Origin of the sequence: Winogradskyella sp. UBA3174 (assembly GCF_002364335.1) — a bacterium.
Lineage (GTDB): Bacteria > Bacteroidota > Bacteroidia > Flavobacteriales > Flavobacteriaceae > Winogradskyella.
The window spans coordinates 82,270-109,156 of sequence record NZ_DEXW01000037.1; the positions used below are offsets into that span (position 1 = coordinate 82,270).

Annotated in this window: 24 protein-coding genes and 1 pseudogene; 16 read left to right on the forward strand and 9 right to left on the reverse strand. The window is 32.4% G+C overall.

The window, feature by feature from the left end; translation table 11 throughout:
- The first annotated feature begins 129 nt into the window (after nt 1-129).
- Together pruA and B2U95_RS05340 are read left to right on the forward strand one after the other, a co-directional pair.
- Complete coding sequence (gene pruA, locus B2U95_RS05335) at nt 130-1,755, forward strand: L-glutamate gamma-semialdehyde dehydrogenase (protein WP_296313556.1); 1,626 nt, start codon at nt 130-132, stop codon at nt 1,753-1,755.
- 139 nt (nt 1,756-1,894) lie between these two features.
- Complete coding sequence (locus B2U95_RS05340) at nt 1,895-3,598, forward strand: T9SS type A sorting domain-containing protein (protein WP_296313559.1); 1,704 nt, start codon at nt 1,895-1,897, stop codon at nt 3,596-3,598.
- A 75-nt stretch (nt 3,599-3,673) separates the two neighbouring features.
- Here the strand turns inward: B2U95_RS05340 and B2U95_RS05345 are convergent, their stop codons facing one another.
- Nucleotides 3,674-4,729 (reverse strand): Omp28-related outer membrane protein, encoded by a 1,056-nt coding sequence (locus B2U95_RS05345; RefSeq protein WP_296313561.1) that lies wholly within the window; start codon nt 4,727-4,729, stop codon nt 3,674-3,676.
- A 99-nt stretch (nt 4,730-4,828) separates the two neighbouring features.
- Here B2U95_RS05345 and B2U95_RS05350 point away from each other — a divergent pair, with 99 nt between their 5' ends.
- From B2U95_RS05350 to B2U95_RS05365, 4 genes are all read left to right on the forward strand, one after another.
- Nucleotides 4,829-5,314 (forward strand): TlpA family protein disulfide reductase, encoded by a 486-nt coding sequence (locus B2U95_RS05350; RefSeq protein WP_296313564.1) that lies wholly within the window; start codon nt 4,829-4,831, stop codon nt 5,312-5,314.
- Nucleotides 5,315-5,365: 51 nt separating this feature from the next.
- Entirely contained in the window at nt 5,366-7,015 is a 1,650-nt protein-coding gene (locus B2U95_RS05355) for a DUF6029 family protein (protein WP_296313568.1), read from the forward strand.
- 104 nt (nt 7,016-7,119) lie between these two features.
- Entirely contained in the window at nt 7,120-9,039 is a 1,920-nt protein-coding gene (locus B2U95_RS05360) for a T9SS type A sorting domain-containing protein (RefSeq protein ID WP_296313570.1), read from the forward strand.
- Between the two features lie 108 nt (nt 9,040-9,147).
- Entirely contained in the window at nt 9,148-9,879 is a 732-nt protein-coding gene (locus B2U95_RS05365; RefSeq protein WP_296313571.1) for a T9SS type A sorting domain-containing protein, read from the forward strand.
- Between the two features lie 69 nt (nt 9,880-9,948).
- Here the strand turns inward: B2U95_RS05365 and rsmG are convergent, their stop codons facing one another.
- The gene (rsmG, locus tag B2U95_RS05370) at nt 9,949-10,578 is read right to left on the reverse strand and encodes a 16S rRNA (guanine(527)-N(7))-methyltransferase RsmG (RefSeq protein WP_296313572.1); all 630 of its coding nucleotides are present in this window, start codon (nt 10,576-10,578) and stop codon (nt 9,949-9,951) included.
- A 145-nt stretch (nt 10,579-10,723) separates the two neighbouring features.
- Here rsmG and B2U95_RS05375 point away from each other — a divergent pair, with 145 nt between their 5' ends.
- Together B2U95_RS05375 and B2U95_RS05380 are read left to right on the forward strand one after the other, a co-directional pair.
- The gene (locus B2U95_RS05375) at nt 10,724-11,821 is read left to right on the forward strand and encodes a fatty acid desaturase family protein (protein ID WP_296313574.1); all 1,098 of its coding nucleotides are present in this window, start codon (nt 10,724-10,726) and stop codon (nt 11,819-11,821) included.
- Nucleotides 11,822-11,852: 31 nt separating this feature from the next.
- The gene (locus B2U95_RS05380) at nt 11,853-13,037 is read left to right on the forward strand and encodes a pyridoxal phosphate-dependent aminotransferase (RefSeq protein WP_296313576.1); all 1,185 of its coding nucleotides are present in this window, start codon (nt 11,853-11,855) and stop codon (nt 13,035-13,037) included.
- A 66-nt stretch (nt 13,038-13,103) separates the two neighbouring features.
- On the opposite strand, the gene B2U95_RS05385 is transcribed toward B2U95_RS05380, so the two are convergent.
- The 5 genes from B2U95_RS05385 to trkA form a co-directional block, all read right to left on the reverse strand.
- The gene (locus B2U95_RS05385; protein WP_296313578.1) at nt 13,104-13,361 is read right to left on the reverse strand and encodes a hypothetical protein; all 258 of its coding nucleotides are present in this window, start codon (nt 13,359-13,361) and stop codon (nt 13,104-13,106) included.
- Between the two features lie 29 nt (nt 13,362-13,390).
- Nucleotides 13,391-13,675 (reverse strand): hypothetical protein, encoded by a 285-nt coding sequence (locus B2U95_RS05390; protein WP_296313580.1) that lies wholly within the window; start codon nt 13,673-13,675, stop codon nt 13,391-13,393.
- A gap of 129 nt (nt 13,676-13,804) precedes the next feature.
- Complete coding sequence (locus tag B2U95_RS05395) at nt 13,805-14,053, reverse strand: hypothetical protein (protein ID WP_296313581.1); 249 nt, start codon at nt 14,051-14,053, stop codon at nt 13,805-13,807.
- Between the two features lie 183 nt (nt 14,054-14,236).
- On the reverse strand, nt 14,237-15,739 hold the full coding sequence (locus B2U95_RS05400) for a TrkH family potassium uptake protein (protein WP_296313583.1): 1,503 nt from the start codon (nt 15,737-15,739) through the stop codon (nt 14,237-14,239).
- 4 nt (nt 15,740-15,743) lie between these two features.
- Complete coding sequence (gene trkA, locus B2U95_RS05405; RefSeq protein WP_296313584.1) at nt 15,744-17,093, reverse strand: Trk system potassium transporter TrkA; 1,350 nt, start codon at nt 17,091-17,093, stop codon at nt 15,744-15,746.
- 264 nt (nt 17,094-17,357) lie between these two features.
- Between trkA and ubiE the strand changes: the two genes are divergently transcribed.
- Both ubiE and B2U95_RS05415 read left to right on the forward strand, forming a co-directional pair.
- Complete coding sequence (ubiE, locus tag B2U95_RS05410) at nt 17,358-18,089, forward strand: bifunctional demethylmenaquinone methyltransferase/2-methoxy-6-polyprenyl-1,4-benzoquinol methylase UbiE (RefSeq protein WP_296313585.1); 732 nt, start codon at nt 17,358-17,360, stop codon at nt 18,087-18,089.
- A 1-nt stretch (nt 18,090) separates the two neighbouring features.
- Nucleotides 18,091-18,807 carry a porin family protein gene (locus B2U95_RS05415; protein WP_296313587.1) on the forward strand — a complete coding sequence of 239 codons (717 nt, stop codon included), beginning with the start codon at nt 18,091-18,093 and terminating at the stop codon, nt 18,805-18,807.
- Here B2U95_RS05415 and B2U95_RS05420 read toward each other — a convergent pair.
- A complete protein-coding gene (locus B2U95_RS05420; protein ID WP_296313588.1) occupies nt 18,794-19,528 on the reverse strand; it encodes a TrmH family RNA methyltransferase in 735 nt (244 codons plus the stop codon). The genes B2U95_RS05415 and B2U95_RS05420 overlap by 14 nt on opposite strands.
- Nucleotides 19,529-19,719: 191 nt before the next feature.
- On the opposite strand from B2U95_RS05420, the gene B2U95_RS05425 reads away from it, so the two are divergent.
- The 4 genes from B2U95_RS05425 (at nt 19,720) to B2U95_RS05440 (ending at nt 25,227) form a co-directional block, all read left to right on the forward strand.
- Complete coding sequence (locus tag B2U95_RS05425) at nt 19,720-22,299, forward strand: BamA/TamA family outer membrane protein (RefSeq protein WP_296313590.1); 2,580 nt, start codon at nt 19,720-19,722, stop codon at nt 22,297-22,299.
- 112 nt (nt 22,300-22,411) lie between these two features.
- The gene (gene fbaA, locus B2U95_RS05430; protein ID WP_296313591.1) at nt 22,412-23,479 is read left to right on the forward strand and encodes a class II fructose-bisphosphate aldolase; all 1,068 of its coding nucleotides are present in this window, start codon (nt 22,412-22,414) and stop codon (nt 23,477-23,479) included.
- A gap of 281 nt (nt 23,480-23,760) precedes the next feature.
- Nucleotides 23,761-24,621, forward strand: coding sequence for an acetyl-CoA carboxylase, carboxyltransferase subunit beta (gene accD / locus B2U95_RS05435; protein ID WP_296313593.1), 861 nt, complete (start codon nt 23,761-23,763; stop codon nt 24,619-24,621).
- Between the two features lie 72 nt (nt 24,622-24,693).
- On the forward strand, nt 24,694-25,227 hold the full coding sequence (locus B2U95_RS05440) for a hypothetical protein (protein WP_296313594.1): 534 nt from the start codon (nt 24,694-24,696) through the stop codon (nt 25,225-25,227).
- A 341-nt stretch (nt 25,228-25,568) separates the two neighbouring features.
- Here B2U95_RS05440 and B2U95_RS05445 read toward each other — a convergent pair whose 3' ends face one another.
- Nucleotides 25,569-25,724, reverse strand: coding sequence for a hypothetical protein (locus B2U95_RS05445; RefSeq protein WP_296313597.1), 156 nt, complete (start codon nt 25,722-25,724; stop codon nt 25,569-25,571).
- Nucleotides 25,725-25,902: 178 nt separating this feature from the next.
- Here B2U95_RS05445 and rpsO point away from each other — a divergent pair, with 178 nt between their 5' ends.
- Nucleotides 25,903-26,172 carry a 30S ribosomal protein S15 gene (rpsO, locus tag B2U95_RS05450; protein WP_296313723.1) on the forward strand — a complete coding sequence of 90 codons (270 nt, stop codon included), beginning with the start codon at nt 25,903-25,905 and terminating at the stop codon, nt 26,170-26,172.
- 221 nt (nt 26,173-26,393) lie between these two features.
- A pseudogene (locus B2U95_RS05455) lies at nt 26,394-26,887 on the forward strand (polyribonucleotide nucleotidyltransferase); the annotation flags it as partial.

The window sequence follows — 26,887 nt, forward strand, 5'->3', positions numbered from 1 at the left end:
GTATTTCAGGAGGCAACTTACAAAATTATATTTTTAATCTTCACACAACTATAACGTTTGAAAGAATCAATATATCATAAAAATTGTACCTTTGCAGCGTTAAAATTCAAACTAAAAACAAAACATATTATGGGTAAAGGATTCTTTAATGTACCAGTAGCAGTTAACGAACCTGTTATGTCTTATGCACCTGGTTCGCCAGAACGCAAAGCTGTACAAGATGCATACAAAACAATGTTTAATAGCAAAGTTGAAGTTCCCTTATATATTAATGGTGAAGATGTAAAAACTGGTAATACTAGAACAATGTCTCCTCCGCACGACCATCAACATATTGTAGGTGAATATCACGTAGCTGAACAAAAACATATAGATGCTGCTATCGCTACGGCATTAGAAGCTCGTAAATCTTGGTCACAAATGCCTTGGGAAGAACGTGCCGGTATTTTCTTAAAAGCTGCAGAATTAATTGCTGGCCCTTACAGAGCAAAAATTAATGCGGCTACAATGATTGCTCAATCTAAAACAATACATCAGGCTGAAATTGATGCGTCTTGTGAGTTTATAGATTTCTTACGTTTTAATGTTCAGTTTATGACTGACATTTATATGGAACAACCTGAAAGCACAAGTGATGCTTGGAATAGGGTTGAATACAGACCCTTAGAAGGTTTTACATACGCAGTAACACCTTTTAATTTTACGGCTATTGCAGGAAATTTACCGGCCTGTATGGCATTAATGGGCAATGTTGTTGTTTGGAAACCAAGTGATAGCCAAGTCTATTCTGCAAAAGTAATTATGGATGTCTTTAAAGAGGCAGGTGTACCAGACGGTGTTATTAATGTGGTATTTGGTGATCCTGTAATGATTACGAATACAGTAATGGCTAGTCCTGATTTCTCTGGTTTACATTTCACAGGTTCTACATTTATATTTAAAGAATTATGGAAACAAATAGGTAACAATATTCACAACTATAAAACCTATCCTAAAATTGTAGGTGAAACTGGTGGAAAAGATTTCATTGTAGCACATAAATCAGCTGATGCTAAACAAGTCGCGACTGCAATTGCTCGTGGAGCATTTGAGTTTCAAGGACAAAAATGTAGTGCAGCATCTAGAGCTTACATCCCTAAAGGGATTTGGGCAGATGTTAAGAAATATCTTGTTGCAGATATAAAGTCCTTCAAAATGGGATCACCAGAAGACATGAGTAACTTTATTACTGCAGTAATTCACGAAGGTTCTTTTGATAAATTAGCAAAGTATATTGATGGAGCTAAAACAGACAGTGATGCCGAAATAATTGCAGGTGGTGGTTATGATAAATCTAAAGGTTACTTTATTGAACCAACAGTTATCGTAACAACAAACCCAAAATATACAACTATGGGTACTGAGCTATTTGGACCTGTAATGACTATATACGTTTATGAAGACGATGCGTTTTCTGAAACTTTGAAATTAGTTGACGAAACAAGTGAATATGCATTAACAGGTGCAATCATCTCTAGAGATCGTTACGCTGTAGATGAAGCTACTAAAGCGCTACAAAACTGTGCTGGTAACTTCTATGTTAATGACAAACCAACAGGAGCTGTTGTTGGCCAACAACCATTTGGTGGTGCAAGAGCATCTGGTACAAATGATAAAGCTGGTAGTGCTCAAAATTTATTACGTTGGGTATCACCAAGATTAATAAAAGAAACGTTTGTTACTCCAACAGATTACAGATATCCATTCTTAGGATAACAAATTAATATACTAAAAACTAAATCCTTAGGAGTTATATGCTTTTAAGGGTTTTTTTTGCCGTTTTAGAAATGCTTAAAAAAATAAAAATGAGTATTTTAAACTTTGTATCTTTATAATGAATTTAAATCTACTTCTTATGAAAAAAAACTACGTTTTAATTTTATTATTACTTCCTGTTTTAATAATTGCGCAGACGACGCTCACTGGAACTATTCCTTTAGATCTTTCAGGATATGAAGGTGCAACTAGTTTACCTGGACAATGTGAATATGACGTTTTTCTGAGCGCAGATAATATTTTAGATAAGCCAATTTTTATTGTGGATGGTTTTGACCCTGGTGATACTAGAGATATTACAGGAATTTATAACCTTTTAAATTTCACCAACCCCTCAGGAACTGAAAACCTAGCAGATTTAGTTAGAGATGAAGGTTTTGATATTGTGATTTTGAATTTCCCAACATATACTGACAGTGCCAATAACGTAGTTGATGGCGGTTCAGATTTCATGGAACGAAATGCAATGCTTTTAGTAGAGTTAATTAATATAATTAACATAAGTAAAGCAGCTAACAATCCTGAACAAAATGTAATTATAGGCCCTAGTATGGGTGGCTTAATTGCACGTTATGCTTTAAACCACATGGAGTCTGAAAATTTAGATGCCGATACTAGACTATATATTTCATTTGACACACCTCATCATGGAGCAAATGTCCCAATTGGGTTACAACATCAACTTAATTTTTTAGCAAATAACACTTTAAGTCCTGTTGCAGAACTAGAGCCACTTATCGAAGGCTTTCTAAAATCTCCTGCCGCAAGACAATTATTAATTGATCATTTTGAACCTCACTTATCTGGTGCTGATGTATTTACTTTTGATCCATTACTAACATTACCTCAGCCTCATCCTTTTAGAGATATATTTAAAACTAACATTAACGGATTAACTGCTACTGGATTTCCTGAGAATGTTAGAAACGTAGCTATCATTAATGGTAGCGGAATTGGAAGTCCTTATTTAGCTAAGGACGGCGTAACACCAGTTACCAATAGTTTTTCTGTAATTAACACGACCATTCCTGTAGATACGGGTCTTATCGGAGTTATAAATGTAGAAATAGAAATAAACATGACTCCAAGTGCAGGTGCAGCTCAAGAAGTAAGTCGCTTCTTTGCACCGCTTTTACCACCCTTTATTCCAAACGTAGTCTCAACAGCAAGTTCTGAAACAACTAATTTTGATGGAGTAGATGCAGCACCAGGCGGTTTATTTGATCTATCTGCTTTAACTGGAGATATTGGTGTAGGAGGCGGAATCGCATCAGATTTCTTAACTGCTCTTCAAATAGATAAATTTAGTTTTATTCCTTCTGTTAGTGCATTGGCACTTGTAATAGAAGAAGAAACTGAAGGTGATGATATTAACTGGTTTCATGATATTAACTTAGCAGGTAGAGCTACAACCAACGTTACACCATTTGACAATACTTTTATACCAGATGACAACGAACCACACATTCAATTAACAGAAGATAACGTAGCTTTTGCTTTGTCAGAGATATTAACTCCTCCATTAAGTATTTCTGAAAGTAACACTACTGTTTTTAAATTAGAAAGAAATCCTATTCACAATGAGCTTGTACTACTACATAATAAATTGGTTAATAATGCCTCTATTTCTCTAGTAGATATTACAGGTAAAATAATATTTAATTCTAATCAAAACTTAAGTGAGCGTACAGTATTGGCTGTAAATTTAAATGCAGGTATTTATATTTTAAATGTAGTTACTGAAAATAATGACATATTTAGAACCAAAGTTATGGTTAACTAAACTAGTTTTAATTCATGAAAAAAGGGTAGTAAATTATTTACTACCCTTTTTTTATGTTTTGAATATTAGCTATTACTATTCGTATGCTTTATCCTCATCCAGCTCAGCAAATTGTGCGTTTTTAGCTGTATTTTCATCATTAACTACCATTGCTACAATACTCAAATTACTTACTATGTAGTCAGCAGGTACGTTAATTGTAAAAGAAGTTATATACTCGGCTAAAGCAGCTGTAGCAGGTATCGTATTTCCTAAAACACCAGTTAAAGATTCTCTCAATACATCATTATGCTCAAAATCAGGGATTACGTCACCTAAACCAAAATATGGACTTGTTGTATCTGAATTGTAATAATTAACCTGATCACTAAGGATTTGATTCTCTAACAAGTAAACAACAAGCTTATCTCCTTGCTCTGATCCTTGTTCGTATACAACATTAACTTGAACTGTTAATTCATTCCCTTCTAAAACAGAATTTAGTGCAATGGCTAGGTTAGTATCTAAACCTGCAATACCAGTAACATCAGAATTTAAATGTGGAATCTGCCAATTTGTTGTTCTATTGATTTTAGCAGCAGGAAAACCTTCAACACCAAAAGCATCTTTTAAAAATTGAACTTCATTAAAATGCATAGGATCCGGAAAATTATTAGTAGTCTCGTGTATAGCTACAACAGCAATATCATCTGTTTCTCCCTTTAATGAATATAAAGCCGCAGAAACTCTAGGACAAAAACCACACCAAGTCCCTGTATAATCTTCTACAACAATTTTTTGTTTTGGTATAATAACACTAAACGTTTCTGTATTAGTAGTAACCTCTACACCATCTTCTATATACACACCATAAACTTCAAAGTCTCCAATTGTATCTGAAGAGAAAGATGCTTCATCTAAAGGCTCACCATTTACGTAAAATGTAGCTAATACTGTGACATCAATACCTAGCTCATTAATAATAGTAAAGGGAATATTTTGATTTACTAAAGAGGCCTTCCTCACTAATTTATCAACCGAAATTTCAGCAGTAGGTATAGTTAAAGGTAAATTCTCCTCTGTTTTGCTACATGCAACACTAAGCAGAAGACATAATGTTAAAAATAGCTTTGGTATTGTTTTTGTATTCATAGTATAGAGTTTTTTTTGCTAAAGTAATTATTTTTTATAAGAGAACTGAATTTGTGAAAAATTTAACTAATATTGTCTAACTAATTATTGAAATTCATTATGAAAAAACTAATCTTAACCTTCTGTATTTCTATTATAGGATTATCTTCTTTTGCTCAAAATGATTTACCAAACGTAGATTTAACATCTATGGAAGGTAGCAGTATAAGCTTAAAAGATGCAATAAATAAAGAAGGTGTCACCATTATTTCTTTATGGGCGACTTGGTGTGTTCCATGTTTAAAAGAACTCGATGCTATCAATGATTTATATTCTGAATGGCAAGAAGAAACTAACGTAAAACTTATTGCCGTATCTGTTGATGATAGCAGAACCGTTAAAAGAGTAAAATCATTAGTTAATGGTAAAGACTGGGATTATACAATATTATTAGATATTAATGCAGATCTTAAACGTGCCTTAAACGCATCTAGTATACCACTTACAATTCTTGTTAAGGATAATAAAATTGTTTACGAACACTCTGGCTATAGTCCTGGTGCAGAATTAGAATTGTACGAAAAAATAAAAGAGCTATCAAAATAATTATAGGTCTTACAACTCACTAAACTCTCCAACCACCACAATTTACTTTTTATGAGAAAATTACTTTTTCAAGCATTTCTGTTTTTTAATATCTGCACACTTTTTTCTCAGGAAAATGGCAACTTTTATGGAGGACTAGAGTCTAATTCACAATGGCTTCAAACTGATGAAGGCATAAATTTCTTAGCACCAGAAGATCAGTTTAGAGTTAATAACTACGTGTTATTAAATTATAATTTAGGGAATTTCACAGCTGGTATGCAGTTTGAATCTTACTTACCATCTGCTTTATTAGGCTATGCACCAATTTATGATGGGCAAAATGGGGTTGCTACCTATTATATTAATTATAAGGACGAAAAAATAGATGTTACAGGTGGTTTTTTCTATGAGCAATTTGGTAGTGGTTTAATACTCCGCTCTTGGGAAGACCGTCAACTAGGTCTAAATAATGCAATGAAAGGTGTAAACATAAGATATAAAGCTACGGAAGATTTATATTTTAAAGCGGTCTTTGGAAAACAAAGAAATGGCTTCGAAGAATCAGAAGGAAACATACAAGGAATAGATGCCGACTTAAACTTAAGTAATGCATTAAATATAAATAGTGTTGATATACAAATGGGCTTGAGCTATGTAGGAAGAAACCAAGATACAGGTGGTAACCAAGCCATACCAAGTAATGTTGGTGCTTACAGTGGACGTTTTGATTTTGTTATTGGTGATTTCTACGCTGGTGTAGAAGCTATCGTTAAAGATCCTGATGCTATTGTTAACGAAGGGCAATTATCTTCTAACAAACTATATGATGGTACAGCACTACAAGTTAACGCAGGTTATGCACGAAAAGGACTTGGAATTAACGCTACTTTTAGACGTTTAGAAAATTTTAGTTTTTTCGCAGATCGTCTAGCAGAAGGAAACATATTTAATCAACAAGTTATTAATTATGTTCCTGGATTAACAAAGCAGCAAGATTACCTATTAACAAATATTTACGTTTATAACCCACAACCAAGGTTAGTGATAGAATCTTTTGATCAACGTGCAGGTGAAGTAGGTTCTCAAATTGATTTGTATTATTCATTAAAAAAAGGAACAGCTCTAGGTGGTAAATATGGCACAAAGATAGCTGCTAACTTCTCTTATTGGGCAGGATTAGATGCAGAATACAATATTGAAAATAGATGGTATAAAGCTAAATTTATTGGCTCAGGTCAAACACTTTTTAGAGACGTAAATTTAGAAGTTAAGAAACGTCTATCTAAAAAATGGAGCTCTGTTTTTACCTATCAAAATGTTACAATAGACAAAGGAATTGTAGAAGGAGGACCGTTAGGTAATTCTTCTATTAATGCAAACATTGGAGTTATTGAAGCTACGCGAAGGTTCGAAAAAGGAAAAGCGCTTAGAATGGTTGCACAACATTTATGGTCTCAAGATGACAGAAAAAACTGGATTGCAGGCGTATTAGAATATAATTTCTCTACAAGCTTTGCTATTTATGCAGCAGATAATTATAATTACGAAGGTCTTGGTAAAATTCATTACTACAGTGTTGGCGGTAGCTACAGTAAAGGCAATACAAGATTAGGCCTAAATTACGGAAGACAACGTGGTGGACTTATTTGTATTGGTGGTGTTTGTAGATTTGTGCCAGAAAATACTGGCTTAAGCGCTAACCTTACCGTTGCCTTTTAATTTCGTCTATGCAAAACAACACTTTATCGTTAATTTTATTAACTTAATATTTTTAACTTTACATTAACAACTTGAATTTTCTTACTAACTAATACTTTTTAAATATGATTAAAAAAATTACTTTTTTAGCTGCCTTTAGCTTTATCGCTATGCAGTTTACAACGGCACAAACGTTCTTTTCTGATGATTTTTCAGATTTAGATATTTCGGATTGGACAACTTATGATGTAGATAATGATAGCTATACTTGGGGCGCTGGTGACTTTGCTACAGGTGGTGCGGTTGAAATTCTTGAATTTGATGCTGTCCTAGCTTCAAGATCATGGATCCAAGGTGGTATTGGCGCTTTGAGCCCAGACAATTATGTCGTGTCTCAAGCTATAGATTTAACAACTGCTGGAGCAGGTTTACAACTAGAATATGCATATGGAACAACTCAAGGTGCACCTTATCATCTAGAAGAATATTCTATTTATGTAACCACATTGAATAACTTGACGGATATTCAAACAGCTACTGCAATTCATAACGAAATTTTATCTATAGCAGGCTCTAGACAGACAAATGTTATTGATTTATCAGCGTTTGCAGGACAAATCGTTTATTTAACATTTAGACATCATAATACTTTTGATATGAATATGATGCTTATTGATGATGTTCTAATAAGAATACCCGTTGATACCGATGCTATTGCACAAAGTGTTAGTTTAAGTCGATATGCACTAATAAATACTGACAATCAATTATCTGTTGATGTTAAAAATAACGGAAGTATTGTAATTTCAGATGTAGAAGTTAATTGGAATGATGGCATATCAGATCATATAGCTACAATAAGTACAAACATTGCTCCAGGTGGAACAGCTACTGTAAATCATCCGATGATGGTTAATTACACTACTGCTGACGAAAAAAACATAAACGTTACTGTAAGTGCAGTAAACGGTATTGCAGATTTAAGTCCATCTGATAATACAGTATTTGCGGATTTTAACACATTAACACAAGCAGGTAGTAAAGCTGTTTTCATTGAAGAAGCAACTGGTACTTGGTGTGGTTTTTGCCCGAGAGGAGCTGTTGGTATGGACTACATGAGTGCTGCATATCCTAATACTGTTGTAGCAATAGCTGTTCATAACGCTGATCCAATGACAGTTCCAGAATATGATACAGGTATTGGCCAATACATTAATGGTTACCCTAGTGCTGCAGTAGATCGTAAGATTGGTGATGTCAATCCAGCAGCAGCATCTTTAGAAGCAGCATACAATATTCAAATTACAGAAGTAGTACCAGTTGATTTGTCAAGTAACGCTACACAAGTTGGCAATACACTAACCATAAGTGCTAACGCAACGTTTTACACAACGTTTAGTAATGCCAATTATAGATTAGGAGTAATCATTTCAGAAGATGGTGTTACTGGTACAAGTAGTGGTTACAATCAAACTAACTACTATTCAGGAGGAAGCTTAGGACCAATGGGTGGTTATGAAAATTTATCAGATCCAGTACCTGCTTCTCAAATGGTATATGATCACGTTGGCATAGCTCTCTTAGGTGGTTTTAGTGGTCAGGCAGGCTCAGTACCAACTACTATATCAAACGGAAGTACAGCGTCTTATGACTTTAACTACACAATCCCAGCATCTAGCAATGTAGACAATTTACATATTGCTGTTGTTTTAATAGATGGAGCTAACGGGAGTATTGTTAGCGCAACTCAGAGCTCTGTTGCAGAAGCTTTAAGTGTAGAAGAAGTTTCAGGTATTTCAACTATTAAAATTTACCCTAATCCAGCCAGTGATCATATTAATATTGCTTTTCAGGCAGGGATTGGTAAATATAGTATTTCAGTAACTGACATGTTAGGACGAACAGTGATTAACAAATCTGTTGAAGGAGTTTTTGGTTCACAAAGCGTGCAATTACCAATTTCTCAATTAAATGCAGGTCATTATATCATTAACATTAATGATGAAAATGCTACATACAGTTCTAAGTTTATTGTATCTAAATAATTAAGGTTAAGAACCTAAAAAAGGGAAGTTTGATTATAGACTTCCCTTTTTAAATTTTAAAAATTTATATTTACATAACAAACCAAATTTAAATCAAATCTTAACACTATGAAGAAAACACTACTTTTATTAAGCTTAATGCTTTCTTACTTTGTTTCCTTTGCTCAATTTGAACTTAGAAAAACAAGCACTGACGAGCTAATTACAGATGGACAAACTATCGCTTTTAATGAATCTGGACCTACTTTTGGTGCGGATTACAATTGGAAGTTTAAGGTAACAAATACATCTACCTCTGATATTTATATGAGAATTTTCGTTGATAATATGACAAACACAGATGGCACTAATTATCAGTTATGCTTTGCTGGTGTTTGTTTAAATAGTATCGCAACAGGAAGTGGTTATCCTTCTTCTGCCGCATTAATACTGCCAGGAGAAAGTAATACTGCAGGAAACAGTCTTTGGAATCAACACCCTACTGGTACTACTGATGTTATGAGTTGGACCTTTAGATACCAAGCCTTTGATATTGCTGGTAATGAAATAGGAACACCATTATTAATGACTTATAGCTATGATATTAATTTAAGCGTTGAAGAATCTGAACTTACTAATGTTCAAATTTTCCCTACAAGTGTTAAAAATGAACTTACAGTGACTTCTAATGAAGTTTTAGACGCTGAGATTTTTAATATTTTAGGCGCTAAAGTAAAGCATGTAAAAACAAATGCTGGTACCTCTATTATTAATATATCAGATTTATCATCACAACTTTATATTATTAGATTTACTAATGAGACTGGTAAACAAATTATAAAAAAGATTGTAAAAGAATAAAAACAACTTTACTACTAAAAAAAGCCACTTGAATTTATCAAATGGCTTTTTTTTTGGTTTTAATGAAGTCTAACTTTTAAATTTTAGGGGCAGGTGAACAACCTTTTTAGTTTCAAAAAACACTTCTTCAAAATAATCTGAAAGCAGATAAGCTCTCACATTCGTATATTGTTTTAATTCTTCGCTTAAATCTCCTCCTTTGAGATAAAGAATTCCGTTTTTAAAATCGTTTTGTTGCTTGCGATTAATCTTACCTTTTACCCATTTTGTAAATTCTGGCATTGCAGTTACCGCCCTACTCACTATAAAATCAAATGTTTCGTCAATAGCCTCTACTCTACTATGTGTTGTTTTTACATTAGTTAATTCTATAGCATCACAAACACCATTTATAACTTTAAGTTTTTTATTAATACTATCTACTAAATGAAATTGGCAGTTAGGGAATAAAATTGCTAAAGGCACACCAGGAAATCCACCACCTGTACCTACATCTAGTATTGATGAATTATCCGCAAACTTCACAACTTTTGCGATACCCAAAGAATGTAAGACATGTCGTAAATATAACTCGTCAATATCTTTCCTCGAAACTACATTAATTTTACTATTCCAGTCTTTATAGAGCCCTTCTAAAGCTTCAAACTGTTTGATTTGAATTTCAGTTAAATCTGGGAAATATTTTAGAATTAGTTCCATAACAATTAATTTTTGCGAAAATACTTAATTTTAAGCTTTATAATTTAACGTTCGTCGATAATGGTTACTTTTTAATTATTACTTATCTTTGCCATGCTATAATGATTTTCAATCCTTGGCGTTATATTATTAAATTTTAAAACACATGGCAAAACAAACCTTATCCTTCTCTAGAACAGATTCTGCTAAATTCTTCAGAACCCTTAACAAACGTGTTAACAATTACTTCAAAGAAAATAATATTAAAAAAACAGGAAACTGGAAGCTTTACATAAAAGCTATCATAATGTTCTCATTATTACTTGGGCCATTAGTGTTTTTATTGGTAGCTGATGATGTACCTTTTTGGCTTCAGATTATATGTATGATTGTTATTGGAATTGGAATGGCAGGTGTAGGAATGAATGTTATGCACGATGCAAACCATGGGTCGTTTTCTAGCAAAAAATGGGTAAACAAACTAATGGGTAGCAGCATACACATATTAGCTGGTAACGATTATAACTGGAAAGTACAACACAATGTGTTACACCATACCTACACGAATATTCAAGGCCATGATGAAGACATTGATGCTGGCAGAATAATCCGTTTTTCTAAACATTCTAAATGGTTGAAAATTCATAAATATCAAAAATATTATGCCTTTTTATTATATGGACTATTAACTGTTAATTGGGCAATTACAACAGATTTTAAACAAACCTATCAATACCTCAAAAGAAAATTATCTTATGGAGATTTCCCTAATCCTGCTACACAATGGACGAAGTTAATTATTGGTAAGATCATATATTATTCTATATGGGTGGTTTTACCTTTAGTTCTAGGTTATGCTTGGTGGCAAGTTTTAATCGGATTTCTAATTATGCATTATACCGCTGGAATGATTCTAAGTGTCGTTTTTCAATTAGCACATGTTATGCCAAATACGGATATGCCATTGCCAGACGAAAATGGAACTATGAAAAATACTTGGGCAATTCACCAACTATTTACCACGTCTAATTTTTCTCCTAGAAGCTGGATCGTGGAGTTTTACACTGGAGGCTTAAACAGACAAGTTGAACATCATTTATTCTCAAATATAAGCCATGTACATTATAAAAACATAGCAAAAATAGTAAGAGAAACTGCACATGAATTTAGTCTACCTTACAACGAATACAATTCTATGTGGATCGCTATTTCTGAGCATTATCAGCAATTAAAAGAACTAGGTAAAAAGCCAAGCATGGCTTAATACAATTCGTAGATTAAAATAACTCATTAGAATGAACCGACTTTCAGATAGAATTAATAACCTATCGACATCAGCTACGCTTGCCATGGCAGCAAAAGCTAGAGAACTACGTGCAGAAGGCAAAGATATTATTGGATTAAGTCTTGGCGAACCCGATTTTAATACGCCAGATTTTATTAAAGATGCTGCTATTGAAGCTATTAACCAAAACTATAATAGTTATACACCTGTTGATGGCTACTCGGAGTTAAAGGAAGCTATTATTACGAAGTTTAAACGCGATAATAACCTTAACTATACATTACCACAAATTGTTGTCTCTACTGGAGCTAAACAGTCACTTTTTAATGTAGCATCTGTATTATTAAACAAAGGTGACGAAGTTATTTTACCATGTCCATATTGGGTGAGTTACCGTGATATTGTAAAATTAAACGATGGAGTTCCTGTAGAAGTTAAAACAGATATTGAGAACGATTTTAAAATGACTGCTGCACAATTAGAAGCTGCCATTACTCCAAAAACTAAAATGATTTGGTACAGCTCACCATGCAACCCAAGTGGTTCTGTTTACAGTAAAGAAGAATTAAGAGCACTTGCAGACGTGTTACAAAAATATCCAAATATTTATGTGCTTTCTGATGAGATCTATGAGCATATCAATTTTATAGGTGATCATTTTAGCATGGCGCAATTTGACGATATGTACGATAGAACGGTTACAGTAAATGGTGTTTCTAAAGCATTTGCTATGACTGGTTGGAGAATAGGTTACATTGGTGCTCCAGACTGGATTGCTAGAGCCTGTACTAAAATGCAAGGCCAAATTACAAGTGGCGCTAATTGTATTGCACAACGCGCCGTAATTACTGCTCTAGAAGCGTCGCCCTCTAAAGTACAATATATGGTTGATGAGTTTAAAGTAAGACGTCAACTTATTTTAGGATTACTAAATGCTATTGAAGGCTTTAAAACTAACGAGCCAGAAGGTGCTTTTTACGTCTTCCCTGATGTTTCAGCATATTTTGGTGAAACTATTAAAGGCAAAACTATTAATAATGCGACTGATATGTCCTTGTTTTTATTAGAAGAAGCTTTAGTTGCAACAGTAACTGGTGATGCATTTGGTAATGCAAACTGTATAAGAATATCTTATGCTGCGTCCCAAAATAATATTAAAGAGGCAATTAAACGTATTAAACTAGCATTAAGCTAAATATTAGATCAATCGCCTTTTTTAAAAGAAAACCTATAACGTGAAATTTCCGTTATAGCTTTTTTGTTATGCAAATAGCATCCAACCCAATGTTACTATAATTACAATAAAAAGTCCAATAACTTTTAACCAAAGGATTTGATTTTCTTTTTTTATCTTTTGTCTAATAGCTCTTAATTGCTGAGGTGTTGCTTTTGGTAGATTGTATTCTGTTTTTCTGTTTTTACCGTAACCGCCTAGTGTCTTTCTAAATCGTCTTGACTTATCTAACATTACACTTTTATTACTTTTCAAGGCACTAATCATTGATTCTCCTGGTGGCACAGACTTATTTTTTAGAATTAGTTAAGGTCTTAAAACCAGAATAGTTCTCTAATTTCATTAGAGTTATTCATTAAAAAATACAATAATCCAACCGAAATTATAAGCGCTAATGCTATAACTTTCAACGTGGTTAGTCTACGCTCCTCTTGTAATCGTTCTTTGATTTCTCTAAGAATTTGAGGAGTAGCTTCTGGCAAGTTAAACTCGGTTTTATTAGCTTTACTATAGCCACCAAGTGTCCTTTTAAACTTATCACGCTTAGAGCGCATTAAATTGTTATTCTTAATTGAAATATTCATTGCTTGTATTGCCATAAATTCTAAGATTTAAAGTTAAAATAAGAGCTTGGTCTATTTCCGCAGCAAATAATTTGCGCGCTAATGTGAAAATAAAAGACACTTAAAATAAGTGTCAGTTAAAGGATCAAAAGAAATAGTTTATATCTAGAATAAAGCTATTAACACTATGGCAAAAACTGATAGTTTTAAGATTACAGCTGTGTGGTTTACCGTGTTTATTTGAGAGGACTTTAAGTGTTGTCTAATACTGAATATTGACCTTACAGTTGACTGACTAAAGTTTTGTTTTACAATTGATTTGTAATTAGAATTTAATAATCCATTATTTGTAAATTGAGTTAACTGAATGGGTTCTGGTAAAAATTCTAATTCTTGATTTACTACTAATTCCATGATTGATATTTTAATTGGTTACATAGATATGACGCTCAATAATTAAAAATGTTACAGCCTCCATCCCAACAATAGCTTAAAAAACACCTTCTTAATAATGAAAAACTACAGTAAGAATATAGGCTAGCTACCTATTAAAAAATCTTTAAAAAAAGTTGAAATTAATTATCTAAATTTAGGTTTTTATCGATTTCTCCAGAAAAAAGGAGTAAACAATATAAGTACCGTAAACAATTCTAATCGTCCAATAAGCATTAAAAAAGAAGCCCACCACTTTCCTAAAGCAGGTAAAGCAGCATAGTTATTAACTGGACCGAAATCACCTAAAGCAGGACCAACATTTCCTAAACTCGATGCTGAAAGACCAATTGCAGATATAAAATCTATTTGCAACATAGAAAACACAAGCGCACCAATTATAAAAGATAACATATACAATATAAAGAAGCCTAGAATATTAAATACAATATCACCAGAAATAGACTTTTGGTTATAACGTACTTTTAAAATAGCATTAGGATGCAATGCGCGTTTAAATTCTAAAAAACCATTTTTAATCAAAATAAGATGACGCATTATTTTTACACCACCAGATGTACTACCTGCAGAACCTCCTAAAAACATAAGTCCAAAAAAGAATACTGTTAAAAACGGTGTCCATAGTGTGTAATCGGCAGAAACAAAACCTGTGGTCGTTATAATTGCTAAAACCTGAAAAAGCGCATGTCTAAATGCACTCTCGCCTTCACCAAGAACCATTGGATGATCTATAGAAGATTTAGAGACGTCTGCATTAAAATAAATAAGAAATGCTGCTACAACTGTAAAAATAGCGATAAACCTAAAATACAGTTTAAACTCATCATCTTTAATAATCTTAACCACATTACCTTTAAACATATAATAACTCAACACAAAATTTGTACCAGCTAAAAACATAAAGAATATGATGATGTATTGTACGGCAGGATTATCGTTCCAATGCGCAACACTAGCATTTTTTGTTGAAAAACCACCAGTAGACAAAGTACTTAAGGCATGATTAATAGCATCAAAGAAAGACATACCTGCAACTTGTAGTAGAATAGTTTCAGCAACTGTATAACCTACATATATTAACCATAAACGTTTAGCTGTATCTGTAATTCTAGGGTGTAGTTTATCACCACCTGGTCCTGGTGCTTCTGCTGCAAACAGCTGCATACCACCTACTCCAAGTAAAGGCAGAATGGCTATGGCTAATACAATGATTCCCATACCACCAATCCAATGTGTAGTACTTCGCCAAAACAAAACACCCTTTGGTATAACTTCAATATCGTTTAAAATACTAGCACCAGTTGTAGTATAACCAGATATAGTCTCAAAAAAAGCATCTGTAAATGAAGGAATAGCTTCTGTGACTATATACGGTAATGTACCTGTTAGTGACATTACAATCCAACCAAAGGCTACAACAATGTAACCTTCGCGTTTGTTCATTTCTTTGCGATGGTTCTTTGTACGAATCATAGCAAAAGTACCGATGAGTAAAGTTATTAAGCCTGCTAAAAATAATTCAAAAGTAACTCCGTCTTTGTAAATAAGACTTATTAAAGTGGCAATCATCATAAAACCGCCATTGAACAATAAAAGAAGTCCAAAGAAATAAAATATGATTTTATAATTAAGTTTTAGGCCAGCCATAAATTTATGAGAAAAATGCTTCAACTTCAGAAATAGAGCGAGGTAAACAACACACTACAACACGGTCACCAGATTCTATTCTAAAACCTCCCAATGGTATTAGACCTTTGCCATCTCTAATAACGCCACCAAAAATAGCTGACCTCGGAAATTTTAAGTCTTTAATTAATTTATTGGTGATTTTAGAATTAGGTTTTACTACAAACTCTAAAAGTTCAGCATTCATATTTGTAAGCTTGGTCATTGCTACAACCTCCCCTTTTCTTATGTATCTAAAAATATTATTAGCAGCAAGTAGTTTCTTATTAATTAAAGTATCAATACCAATAGATTCTGATAATTGATAATAATCCATATTCTCAACAAGAGCAATTGTCTTTTTAACACCTTTAGATTTTGCTAATAAACAAGACATAATATTAGTTTCAGAATTACCTGTTACAGAAATAAAGGCATCCATATCTCCAATATTTTCTTCTTGTAAAATTTCAACATTTCTTCCATCACCACAAATAACTAAAGCATGAGGTAATTGGTCTGCCAAATCTTCAGCTACAGCTTTTTTACTTTCTACCAATTTTACATTAAACTTACTTGCGCACAATTCCTTTGCCGTCTTGTAGCCTATTTTACTACCTCCAAGAATCATTACGTTCTTAATTTCAGCTTTTACCTTTCCAGATAAATCAAACAATTCAGCATCACCACCTTTTGAAGTCATAAAGACTACTTTATCACCTTCTTTAAATTGGGTATCTCCTCTCGGTATGATGGTGTATTGTGTACCATAACGCTGAATAGCAATTGGTATAAAGTGTAATTCAGGATAAATTTCTGCTGCTTCTTTTACTGTTTTCCCAACAAATGTAGCCGTTCTAGACAAGCGCAAGCCTAGCATAGTTAGCGCACCTTCTTCAAACTCGTACGTATCATTAAATCCGTATTGATTAAGTAGTAATTCTATTTCTGAAGCGGCCAATGATTCTGGTGAAATTAATTCGTCAATACCAAATTTTGAAAACCCTACAGTCTCTTTATTATCTATAAATTCTGTATTAGAAATTCTAGCTATAGTCCGTTTTGCTCCTAATTGTTTTGCTAAAACGCATGCCGTAATATTGGTGGTTTCTGAAGACGTAACTGCAATAAAAAGTCCTGCAGTATCAATTCTAGCTTCTCTTAAAATAGCTATAGATGTAGCATCACCTTTTATGGTCTTTATATCTAGATGTTCGCCTGCGTAAATTAAACTCTCTTTTTTTGTGTCTATAAGGGTTATCTCTTGTGACTCGTAGGATAATAATTTGGCCAAATGAAATCCAACTTCTCCTGCACCTGCGATAATTATTTTCATTGTTTATTATTGAAATAGACATGCAAATATACTAAGAAGTTGCAAGTTAATAAGTACCTAAAGTATTTAAAGTTATAAGCATAATTAAAGTTTTAAATTTATCAGGTACAATTTTAAGTCGTATTTAATTGTTCTATATTTAATCTTTTACATAAAAATTCAGAAGCTATTTGCACAAACAATTACTACTTTTTAATCCTAACTTTAAATACACACAACTTTAAGTACTTAGAACTTATCCATATATTTGCAAAAAAAATTTGCATGTCCGAAAAAGTAAAGCCATACAAAGACAGTGAAGCGACAAAAAAAGAGCAGGTCACTAAAATGTTTGATACCATATCTAATGAATATGATGGATTAAACAGAGTTATTTCGTTTGGCATAGATGTTAAATGGCGAAATAAAGTCGTTAAAATTGTAAAAGAAAAGAACCCTACTAATATATTAGATATTGCAACTGGCACTGGTGATTTAGCTATTAGTTTAACAGACACAAGTGCTAAAGAAATTATAGGACTAGATATTAGTGACGGCATGCTAGAGGTTGGACGACAAAAAATTTCTACTAAAAAATTAGATGGTATTATATCTATGGTTATAGGAGATTCTGAAGATTTACCATTTAAAGATCATACTTTTGACGCGATAACTGTTGCCTTTGGAGTCCGTAATTTCGAAAATTTAGAGAAAGGCCTAACTGAAATTCTAAGAGTACTAAAACCTAATGGCATCTTCGTTATACTTGAAACTTCAGTACCCACTAATCCTTTTTACAAATTTGGATATAATGCTTACTCAAAACTTATCTTACCTACAATTGGCAAGCTGTTTTCTAAAGACCAAGTGGCCTATAAATATCTGAGCGAATCTGCTTCTGTTTTTCCTTATGGTGAAGCTTTAAACAATATTTTAAGAAAAATTGGGTTTAATAGTGTCGAAGACCAGCCACAGACTATGGGAGTGGCTACAATATATACCGCAACTAAAGCATAATATGAAGCATATCCTCATTGTAATAGCCCTGTTTTTAACTTTTCAAAACGTATCTGCTCAGTTATTTACAAAAGAAAAAGTTGCTAATAATCCTGATAATATCGATAAAAAATTATTGTCTTGGGGTTATTTCATTGGTTTTAACCAATATGATTTTAAGTTTGACTATAACGAAGATTTAAAGGATATTCTAGTAGATAACTCTTCAGGCTTTCATTTAGGATTAATTGGTGATTTACGCATCAATGATTATATGAACCTCAGAATAGAACCAGGTGTTTTTTTTAGCACAAGAAATTTACGCTACGATGAAAGCTATTTTGCAGGTACAGAATTTAATGACTCTGACTTGTTAAGAGAAGTAAAATCTACATATATACACATCCCTTTATTATTAAAAATCTCGACTAAACGTATTAATAATTTTAAGCCCTTTATTGTTGGTGGGTTTTCTACGGCACTAAACTTATCTAGTGCTCAGGATAACCCAGATGATAATAGCGCTGGTCAATTTAGAATGACAAAGAATAACTATTTCTACGAAATTGGGTTTGGTGTTGATTTTTATTTAGTCTGGTTTAAGTTCACTCCTTCTATTCGTGGAATTTTTGCAATAAATGATGAGATTGTGAGAGATGTAGACCCTAATAGCCCATGGACTGGCAATGTTGCTAAAATGCAAACAAGAGGTGTTTTTATTAACTTTACATTTCAATAGAGCGTCGTCTAAACTCACTTAATATTATAGCAGTTGCATTAGCAACATTAAGACTTTCAGTAGCTTCTAAATTTCCAAATTGTGGAATGGTAAGCTTTCTATTTATTTTAGTTTCTATAACCTGAGAGATACCATTGCCTTCATTTCCTAATACAATAACTCCTTCTTTAGGCAAATCTGAAGTATAAACGTTTTCACCAGTCATAAAAGTACCAAAAACGGATGCTTCATTAGTAGTTAGATAGGTTTCTAAATTAAGATATGTGACATTAACACGTGTTAAAGACCCCATCGTTGCTTGTACTACTTTGGAGTTATAACAATCTACCGTATTTGTATTACAAATTAAATCTTGTACTCCATACCAATCGCATAGCCTAATAATAGTGCCTAAATTACCTGGGTCCCTAATAGCATCTAAGGCTATTTTTAAGCCATATTCTAAAGGTTGTCTATTTTGAGGTATTTTAAATAATGCTAATGCTGTATTAGGGTTTTTGAGAGATGTAATTCTTTTTAAATCGAACTCAGATATTTCTTGTATTTGATTATTACTCGCTTCAAAAACTAATTCGGTGGTATATAACGTTTCTAGTTCGTAGTCAGAATTTAAGAATTCGTTAATGCCTTTAACACCTTCTACTGTGAACAAATTTAACTGCTGCCTATATTTTTTTTGACCTAAACTTTTAATTAACTTTATTTGATTCTTTGATAACATTAAAATGTATTTACATTTGTTAGGTAAAACATCTATCACTACATTTTAGTGTCACAAAGAATAACTACTTTTAATATTCTATGTTATATTAATATGTAATAGAAGTTAGCGCATAAATACAAAGTAAACCTTTTTTGGACTAATATTTGTATTGCTTAATCAATATCAAAAAAAATGATAAACTTTTGAGTTTGCCACATCGCATTTCTTATTTTATAAAAAACCGAAGATTACTTTGCTGTTACTTAGCAGCAATAACTCTTGTTTTATCCCTAAACTCCTGCAGTACGGTTAAACGTATTAAAAAAGACAATTATTTAATAACAGAAAACACAATAATTGAAGATGGTAAAAAAAATAAAAATGACCGCATCAATAACATTATAATACAGAAAACTAATTCTGGGATGGGGGGATTTATCACTTTTCCATTAAAACTTCATATTTATAACCTAGCGCGTCCAAATATAGATTCTATTATTAATGCAAACATTCTAAGTGACTCTATAAAAGTGAAACGTAGAACTGCGTTACTTTCTAAAAAACAGTTTGATAAACAAATACAATCTAAACAAAGTTTTAATAGTTGGCTAAAACGGACTGGTGAACCACCTGTTTTACTAAATGAAGATATAACAATAAAAACAGCTACTAATCTTAAAAAATATTATTACAGTAAAGGTTGGTTTGATAACGAAGTAGACTACGATATAAAAAAAGACACTAATAGTCGCGCACAAGTCACCTATAAGGTTACTAAAAACAAGCCTTATATACTTGATTCTGTCACGCCTATTATTAGCACATCTGCTATAGACACACTATATGATGTATTTAGTAAATCTTCATTATTAAAAAAAGGGCAACAATACGATGAGGAAAACCTAGTAAACGAACGTGATCGAATTAACACCTATTTACGTAATGCTGGTTTCTATTATTTTAGCAAAGACTATATTAGATTTGTTACAGACACAATAGATACAAACTACAAAGTAAACACAGAACTAATAATTGTTAATCGCAGTATAAGAACTGATGATTCTACATTTACTGCACCTTTTAAAAGTTACAAAATAAAAGAGGTAAACATATTTACAGATGATAATTTTGAAAACCGATTTAAAGCTATCTCTGACACTACACAACACAATGGCTATAACCTCTACAGTAAAGACAAGCTACGTTTTAAACCAAAAGCACTAACCAATGCCATGTTTATTAATAAAGGTGACACCTATAGTGATATAGCACGTAGTAGAACATCTCGTTACCTTTATGATTTACAAATGTTTAAATCACCGAGTATTGTTTATGTAGAAAATGAAAGGGATACAACACTGACCGCAAATATTTTTTTAGAACCCGAAAAAAAATACGAACTAAGCTTTGATCCAGAAATATCACAAAGTAATATTCAAACTATTGGGTTTTCATTTAGTACAGGTTTAAAAATAAGAAACATATTTAGAGGAGCCGAAACCTTAGAAATTAGTGGTATTGCGGCTATTGGTTCTTCAAAAGAACCATTAGACACCGAAGATGCCTTTTTTGATATTAATGAATTTGGCGGAAATATTAGATTAACGATTCCACGTTTGTTCAGCCCTTTTAATACGGATAAAATTATTCCGAAATATATGTCGCCAAGAACAGTAATTAATCTATCAGCGACTAGTCAACAAAATATCGGATTGGACAAGCAAGCAATTTCTAGTATGTTTGGTTATAATTGGTTTCCATCAAAAACGGTTTCAAATAATTTAGAACTTTTTAATATTCAATTTGTAAAAAATCTTAATACCAGTAATTATTTTGGCGTTTACTCTAATTCATTCGACAGACTAGATAACATAGCAAGAAGCAGTAATTACATAAATAATGACGAAAGCCTAGAAATACCACCAAATAATTTTTCGGAAGCAGATATATTTATTGATGATGTACTAACTGGTAATACAAGTTTAAATCAAGATGATGACGATTTTGCTACAGTAAATAGCATAGATGAACGTAAAGAAAGACTAACAGAAAACAACCTTATATTTTCTACAAGTTTTGATTATAAAAAAGATAAACGTAGAGATATTTTTGATAATGATTTCTCTATTTTCAAATGGCGTGTCGAATTGGCAGGTAATTTATTATCCAATCTCTCTAGAGTTATTGGCTCGCCAGTAGACGAAAATGGTAACTACGATGTTTTTGGTGTTACGTTTTCTCAATATTTAAAGACCGAAATCGATTATATAAGATATTTAGATTTTGGACGAAAAAATGTTTTTGCATTTAGAACTTATGCTGGTATTGCTATACCTTACGGAAACTCAAATAGTATTCCGTTTGCCGAAAGTTTCTTTGCAGGTGGACCAAACGATAATAGAGCTTGGACAGCCTACAATCTAGGACCAGGAAGCTCTAAAACCACTAATGAGTTTAATGAAGCTAATTTTAAAATTCACTTAAGTGCAGAGCAACGTTTTAGCCTATTTGGTAATTTACGAGGAGCACTATTTGTAGATGCTGGTAATATTTGGAATGTATTAGACAACGTAGAAGAAGAAGCCGCAACATTTACTGGTTTTGATTCGTTAAAAGATATAGCAGTTGGCTCTGGCTTTGGTTTACGTTACGATTTCGATTTCTTTGTATTACGTTTCGATATTGGTTTAAAAACTTATGATCCATCTCAGGATACAGGTAACCGTTGGTTTAGAGATTATAACTTTAGAAATGCCGTTTATAATATTGGTATTAACTATCCATTTTAAGTTTTATCATTTTAGTTCCACTACAACGTTTTCGCTGTTTTATGAGGGTTCTACCTTTATAAATAGTTAAAAATTATGTATTTTTGAAGTATAAATTTCAACTTAGAAAACTATGAGTCATAATATTAAACCTGGAGTTGCCACAGGAAGAGAAGTTCAAAATATTTTTAAATTAGCTAAAGAAAAAGGGTTTGCCTTACCTGCAGTTAATGTTATTGGATCAAATTCAATAAACGGAGTTTTAGAAACTGCCAAAGCTCTAAACGCACCTGTTATTATTCAATTTTCTAATGGTGGTGGCCAATTTAATGCTGGTAAAGGCTTAAGTAATGAAAACCAAAAAGCAGCAATTGCTGGCTCTATTGCTGGCGCAAAACATGTACACCAAATGGCAGAGGCTTATGGAGTACCTGTGATATTACACACAGATCATTGTGCTAAAAAATTATTGCCTTGGATTGATGGTTTACTAGACGCTAGCGAATTACATTTTAAAGAAACTGGTAAGCCGCTTTATAGTTCTCATATGATAGATTTATCGGAAGAACCAATAGAAGAAAATATCGAAACATGCAAGAAATACCTAGAACGTATGAGCAAAATGGGTATGACTTTAGAAATAGAACTTGGTATTACAGGTGGTGAAGAAGATGGTGTAGATAATAGTGATGTAGATGCTTCTAAATTATACACACAGCCAGAAGAAGTCGCTTATGCTTACGAAGAATTAAGCAAAGTAAGTGACCAATTCACTATTGCAGCAGCTTTTGGAAATGTACATGGAGTTTACAGACCTGGTAACGTAAAGTTGACACCAAAAATCTTAAAAAACTCACAAGATCATATTTCAGAAAAATATGGTGTTGGTCATAATCATATAGATTTTGTATTTCATGGAGGATCTGGCTCTACGGTAGAAGAAATAAGAGAAGGTATTAGCTATGGAGTTATTAAAATGAATATTGATACAGATATGCAATACGCTTTTTTAACTGGTGTGCGTGATTACGTTCAAGATAAAAAAGACTACTTACAAACTCAAATCGGTAATCCTGATGGAGATGATGTACCAAACAAAAAATATTATGACCCACGTGTTTGGTTGCGTAAAGGCGAAGATGCTTTTGTTGCAAGACTTAAAAAAGCATTTGAAGATTTAAATAATGTAGATACTTTATAAAATATCTGATAAAAATTAAACTGCCCATTAGGACTTAAAATCTAAGTTTTAGTGGGTTTTTTTATACTTATAAAATCAATTTTAGAGATAAGGCTTTCAATTTTTGGCTTTAACCAAATAAGTATTAATTTTGTGCATCTTGCATTAGCAAAGAAACAACTAACTAAAACAACGATTTAAGATTTAAATAATCAGTAAATCGAAAATCTAAAAACCTATCCTAAGTGTCGCATTGGGCTTGCCTAAATGTACTATCAAAAGGATACTAAACCTAATTACACATGGCTTGGTTTAAAAGAAAAGATAAAGGTATACATACCTCTACTGAGGAAAAAAAAGACACACCTAAAGGTCTTTGGTATAAATCTCCAACAGGAAAAATAATTGACACCAAAGAATTAGAACAAAATCATTATGTAAGTCCAGAGGACGGCTATCATGTTAGAATTGGTAGTAAAGAATATTTTGAAATTCTTTTTGATGATAATAAATTTAAGGAGCTTGATGCTAACTTAACATCAAAAGATCCTCTAAAATTTGTAGATACTAAAAAATATCCGGACCGTTTAAAAGCAGCGCAAGCAAAAACAAATCTAAAAGATGCTGTGCGTACAGCTGTTGGTAAATCTAATGGCAAAGATTTAGTAATTGCCTGTATGGATTTTAGTTTTATTGGTGGTTCTATGGGAAGTGTTGTAGGTGAAAAAATAGCTAGAGCCGCTGATTATGCACTTAAGAAAAAGACACCCTTAATGATTATTAGTAAATCTGGTGGAGCGCGTATGATGGAAGCAGCATTATCATTAATGCAACTTGCTAAAACTTCGGTAAAACTAGCACAATTAGCAGATGCTGGTATACCATACATATCACTATGTACAGATCCAACAACTGGTGGTACAACAGCCTCATTCGCTATGTTAGGTGATATTAATATCTCAGAACCAGGCGCTTTAATTGGCTTTGCTGGACCAAGAATTGTTAGAGATACGACAGGTAAAGAATTACCAGAAGGTTTTCAAACTTCAGAATTTTTATTAGAGCATGGATTCTTAGATTTCATTACCCATCGTAAATATTTAAAGGATAAAGTAAATTTATATATTGATTTAATTACAAATCAACCTTTAAGAACTTTATAATAACAGATAAAAAAGAGATGAAATTTCATCTCTTTTTTTGTTATATCTTTATATTCAGTAAATTTAATTGTTATGAAAAATTTAAAATACATTACAAGTCTGTTTTTTGTGCTAATAACTTTAGTGTCTTGTAAAAAAGAAGATGCCTTTACTTTTAGAACAGTTACCGATGATTTTTCTACTACTTCAAACTTTAGTGTCTTAGATATATCATCTGAAATGACACAAATAAATAACTCTACAATTTTAGATATTTCTTCAAATCAAGATATATTAGATAACCAGTCATTGGTTATTGATGCAAATATTAATTCACTAACCTATCAAATTACTAATTTCAGTGGTAATACTGAAACTAAACTATCTAACCCTTCTATAATAATTGGTGGTGTTAGAATTGAAATTGACGACATAAACCTTGAAGAAGCAAGCAATAACAATACTATTTTTGAAGTCTATAATGGCTTTTTACTAAATAATAGTAGCGAGGTCTTTAGAAACACTACAGAAACTGTTGTTTTAGTAACTGGTGCAATTAACAACTCTCCTGTAAGTTTTGATATAACAGTTAGTATTAATCTTTCGGTGACCATAGATAACTTATAATTCTAAAGTCATAGAAAACTAATTTAATCTCAATAAAATCAGATAAATAATTTTAGAAGTTTAATACTACTAAACGGTTTAGTCTAAACAAATAGCTCATGCTTTTTTTGATGTTTTGTAATATCTGCAAATTGCAAAATCATCCCTAGTTTACCTTCATTAAAATAAACCAATGAGACACATATCAAAATCCAAAATTATAGAACCATCCTTATGAAAACAGCATAGTTCAATACGGTATTTGTCAATATGTCCATTAATAAGTTTTTCGTGTTTCTTTTCGTGTTCACCAAGATCTTCAATAAACACAATATTATTAATATCTATATTAAAGAGCTCTGCTATTGAATAAGCAAAAATATCGCAACACTATCATTAATCTTTAGCCAATTCCCATCCATACTTACAACAGCAATACCATTGTCTTTGTTATTAAAAATAAGATCTAAGACATCATTGATATTAGAAAGTTCTTGTTGAGTTCGTAACGCTTTCATCCATTATAAGTTTAACTATTAAAAACTTTTAATTTACCGAAGGGGAAACTTTAATTAAAACGTTGAAATACAGATTAAAAGTTATGAAAAAAATATACAAATTGCAAAAAAACCCTATATTTGCCGCTTGAAAGAAAAACTTTCATTGTACATAACAATCATTTACAATAATATTAGAATGTATTTATCAAAAGAAGCAAAAGAAGAACTCTTCGCAAAACACGGTAAAGGAAAAAACGATACTGGTTCTGCAGAAGGACAAATCGCCATATTTACTCAAAGAATTGAGCATTTAACTGGCCATTTAAAAAACAATCGTAAAGATTACAATACAGAACGTGCGTTAGTTATTTTAGTAGGTAAAAGAAGAAGCTTACTAGATTACTTAACTAAGAAAGATGTCTTAAGATATCGTGCGATAGTAAAAGAATTAGGATTAAGAAAATAATCTCAATAATAAAGACCACGCATAACAGCGTGGTTTTTTGTTATATAACAACTCGATTTTGGACGAGTATAAAAACCAAAATTGAAGAAGCTAGATTCTTAAATTAGGTTTAAGACTAACGGTTTTTCATTGGTCACACAACAACTACTACACAACAACACAACGACCATTGTTTAACAGAGTTCTAATAGGATTGTTACGAACTAGAATTAAAAAAAATTATGATTCCAAAAGTATTTAAAGAGGTCATAGACCTTGGAGATGGTAGAGAAATTACTATCGAAACCGGAAAATTAGCAAAGCAGGCACATGGTTCTGTTGTTGTTACATCGGGAAAATGTATGATGTTATGTACAGTTGTTTCCAACTACGAACAAAAAGATCTAGGTTTTTTACCATTGACGGTAGATTACAGAGAGAAATTTGCAGCTGCAGGTCGTTACCCAGGTGGTTTCTTCAAAAGAGAAGCAAGACCAAGTGATGGTGAAGTATTAACTATGCGTTTAGTGGATCGTGTTTTACGTCCATTATTCCCAAAAGATTACACCGCAGAAACGCAAGTGATGATACAGCTAATGTCTCATGACGAAAACGTTATGCCAGATGCTATGGCTGGTTTAGCAGCATCAGCAGCTATTCAATTATCAGATTTCCCATTTGAGTGCGCTATCTCTGAAGCTAGAGTTGGTCGTGTGAATGGTGAATTTGTAATCAA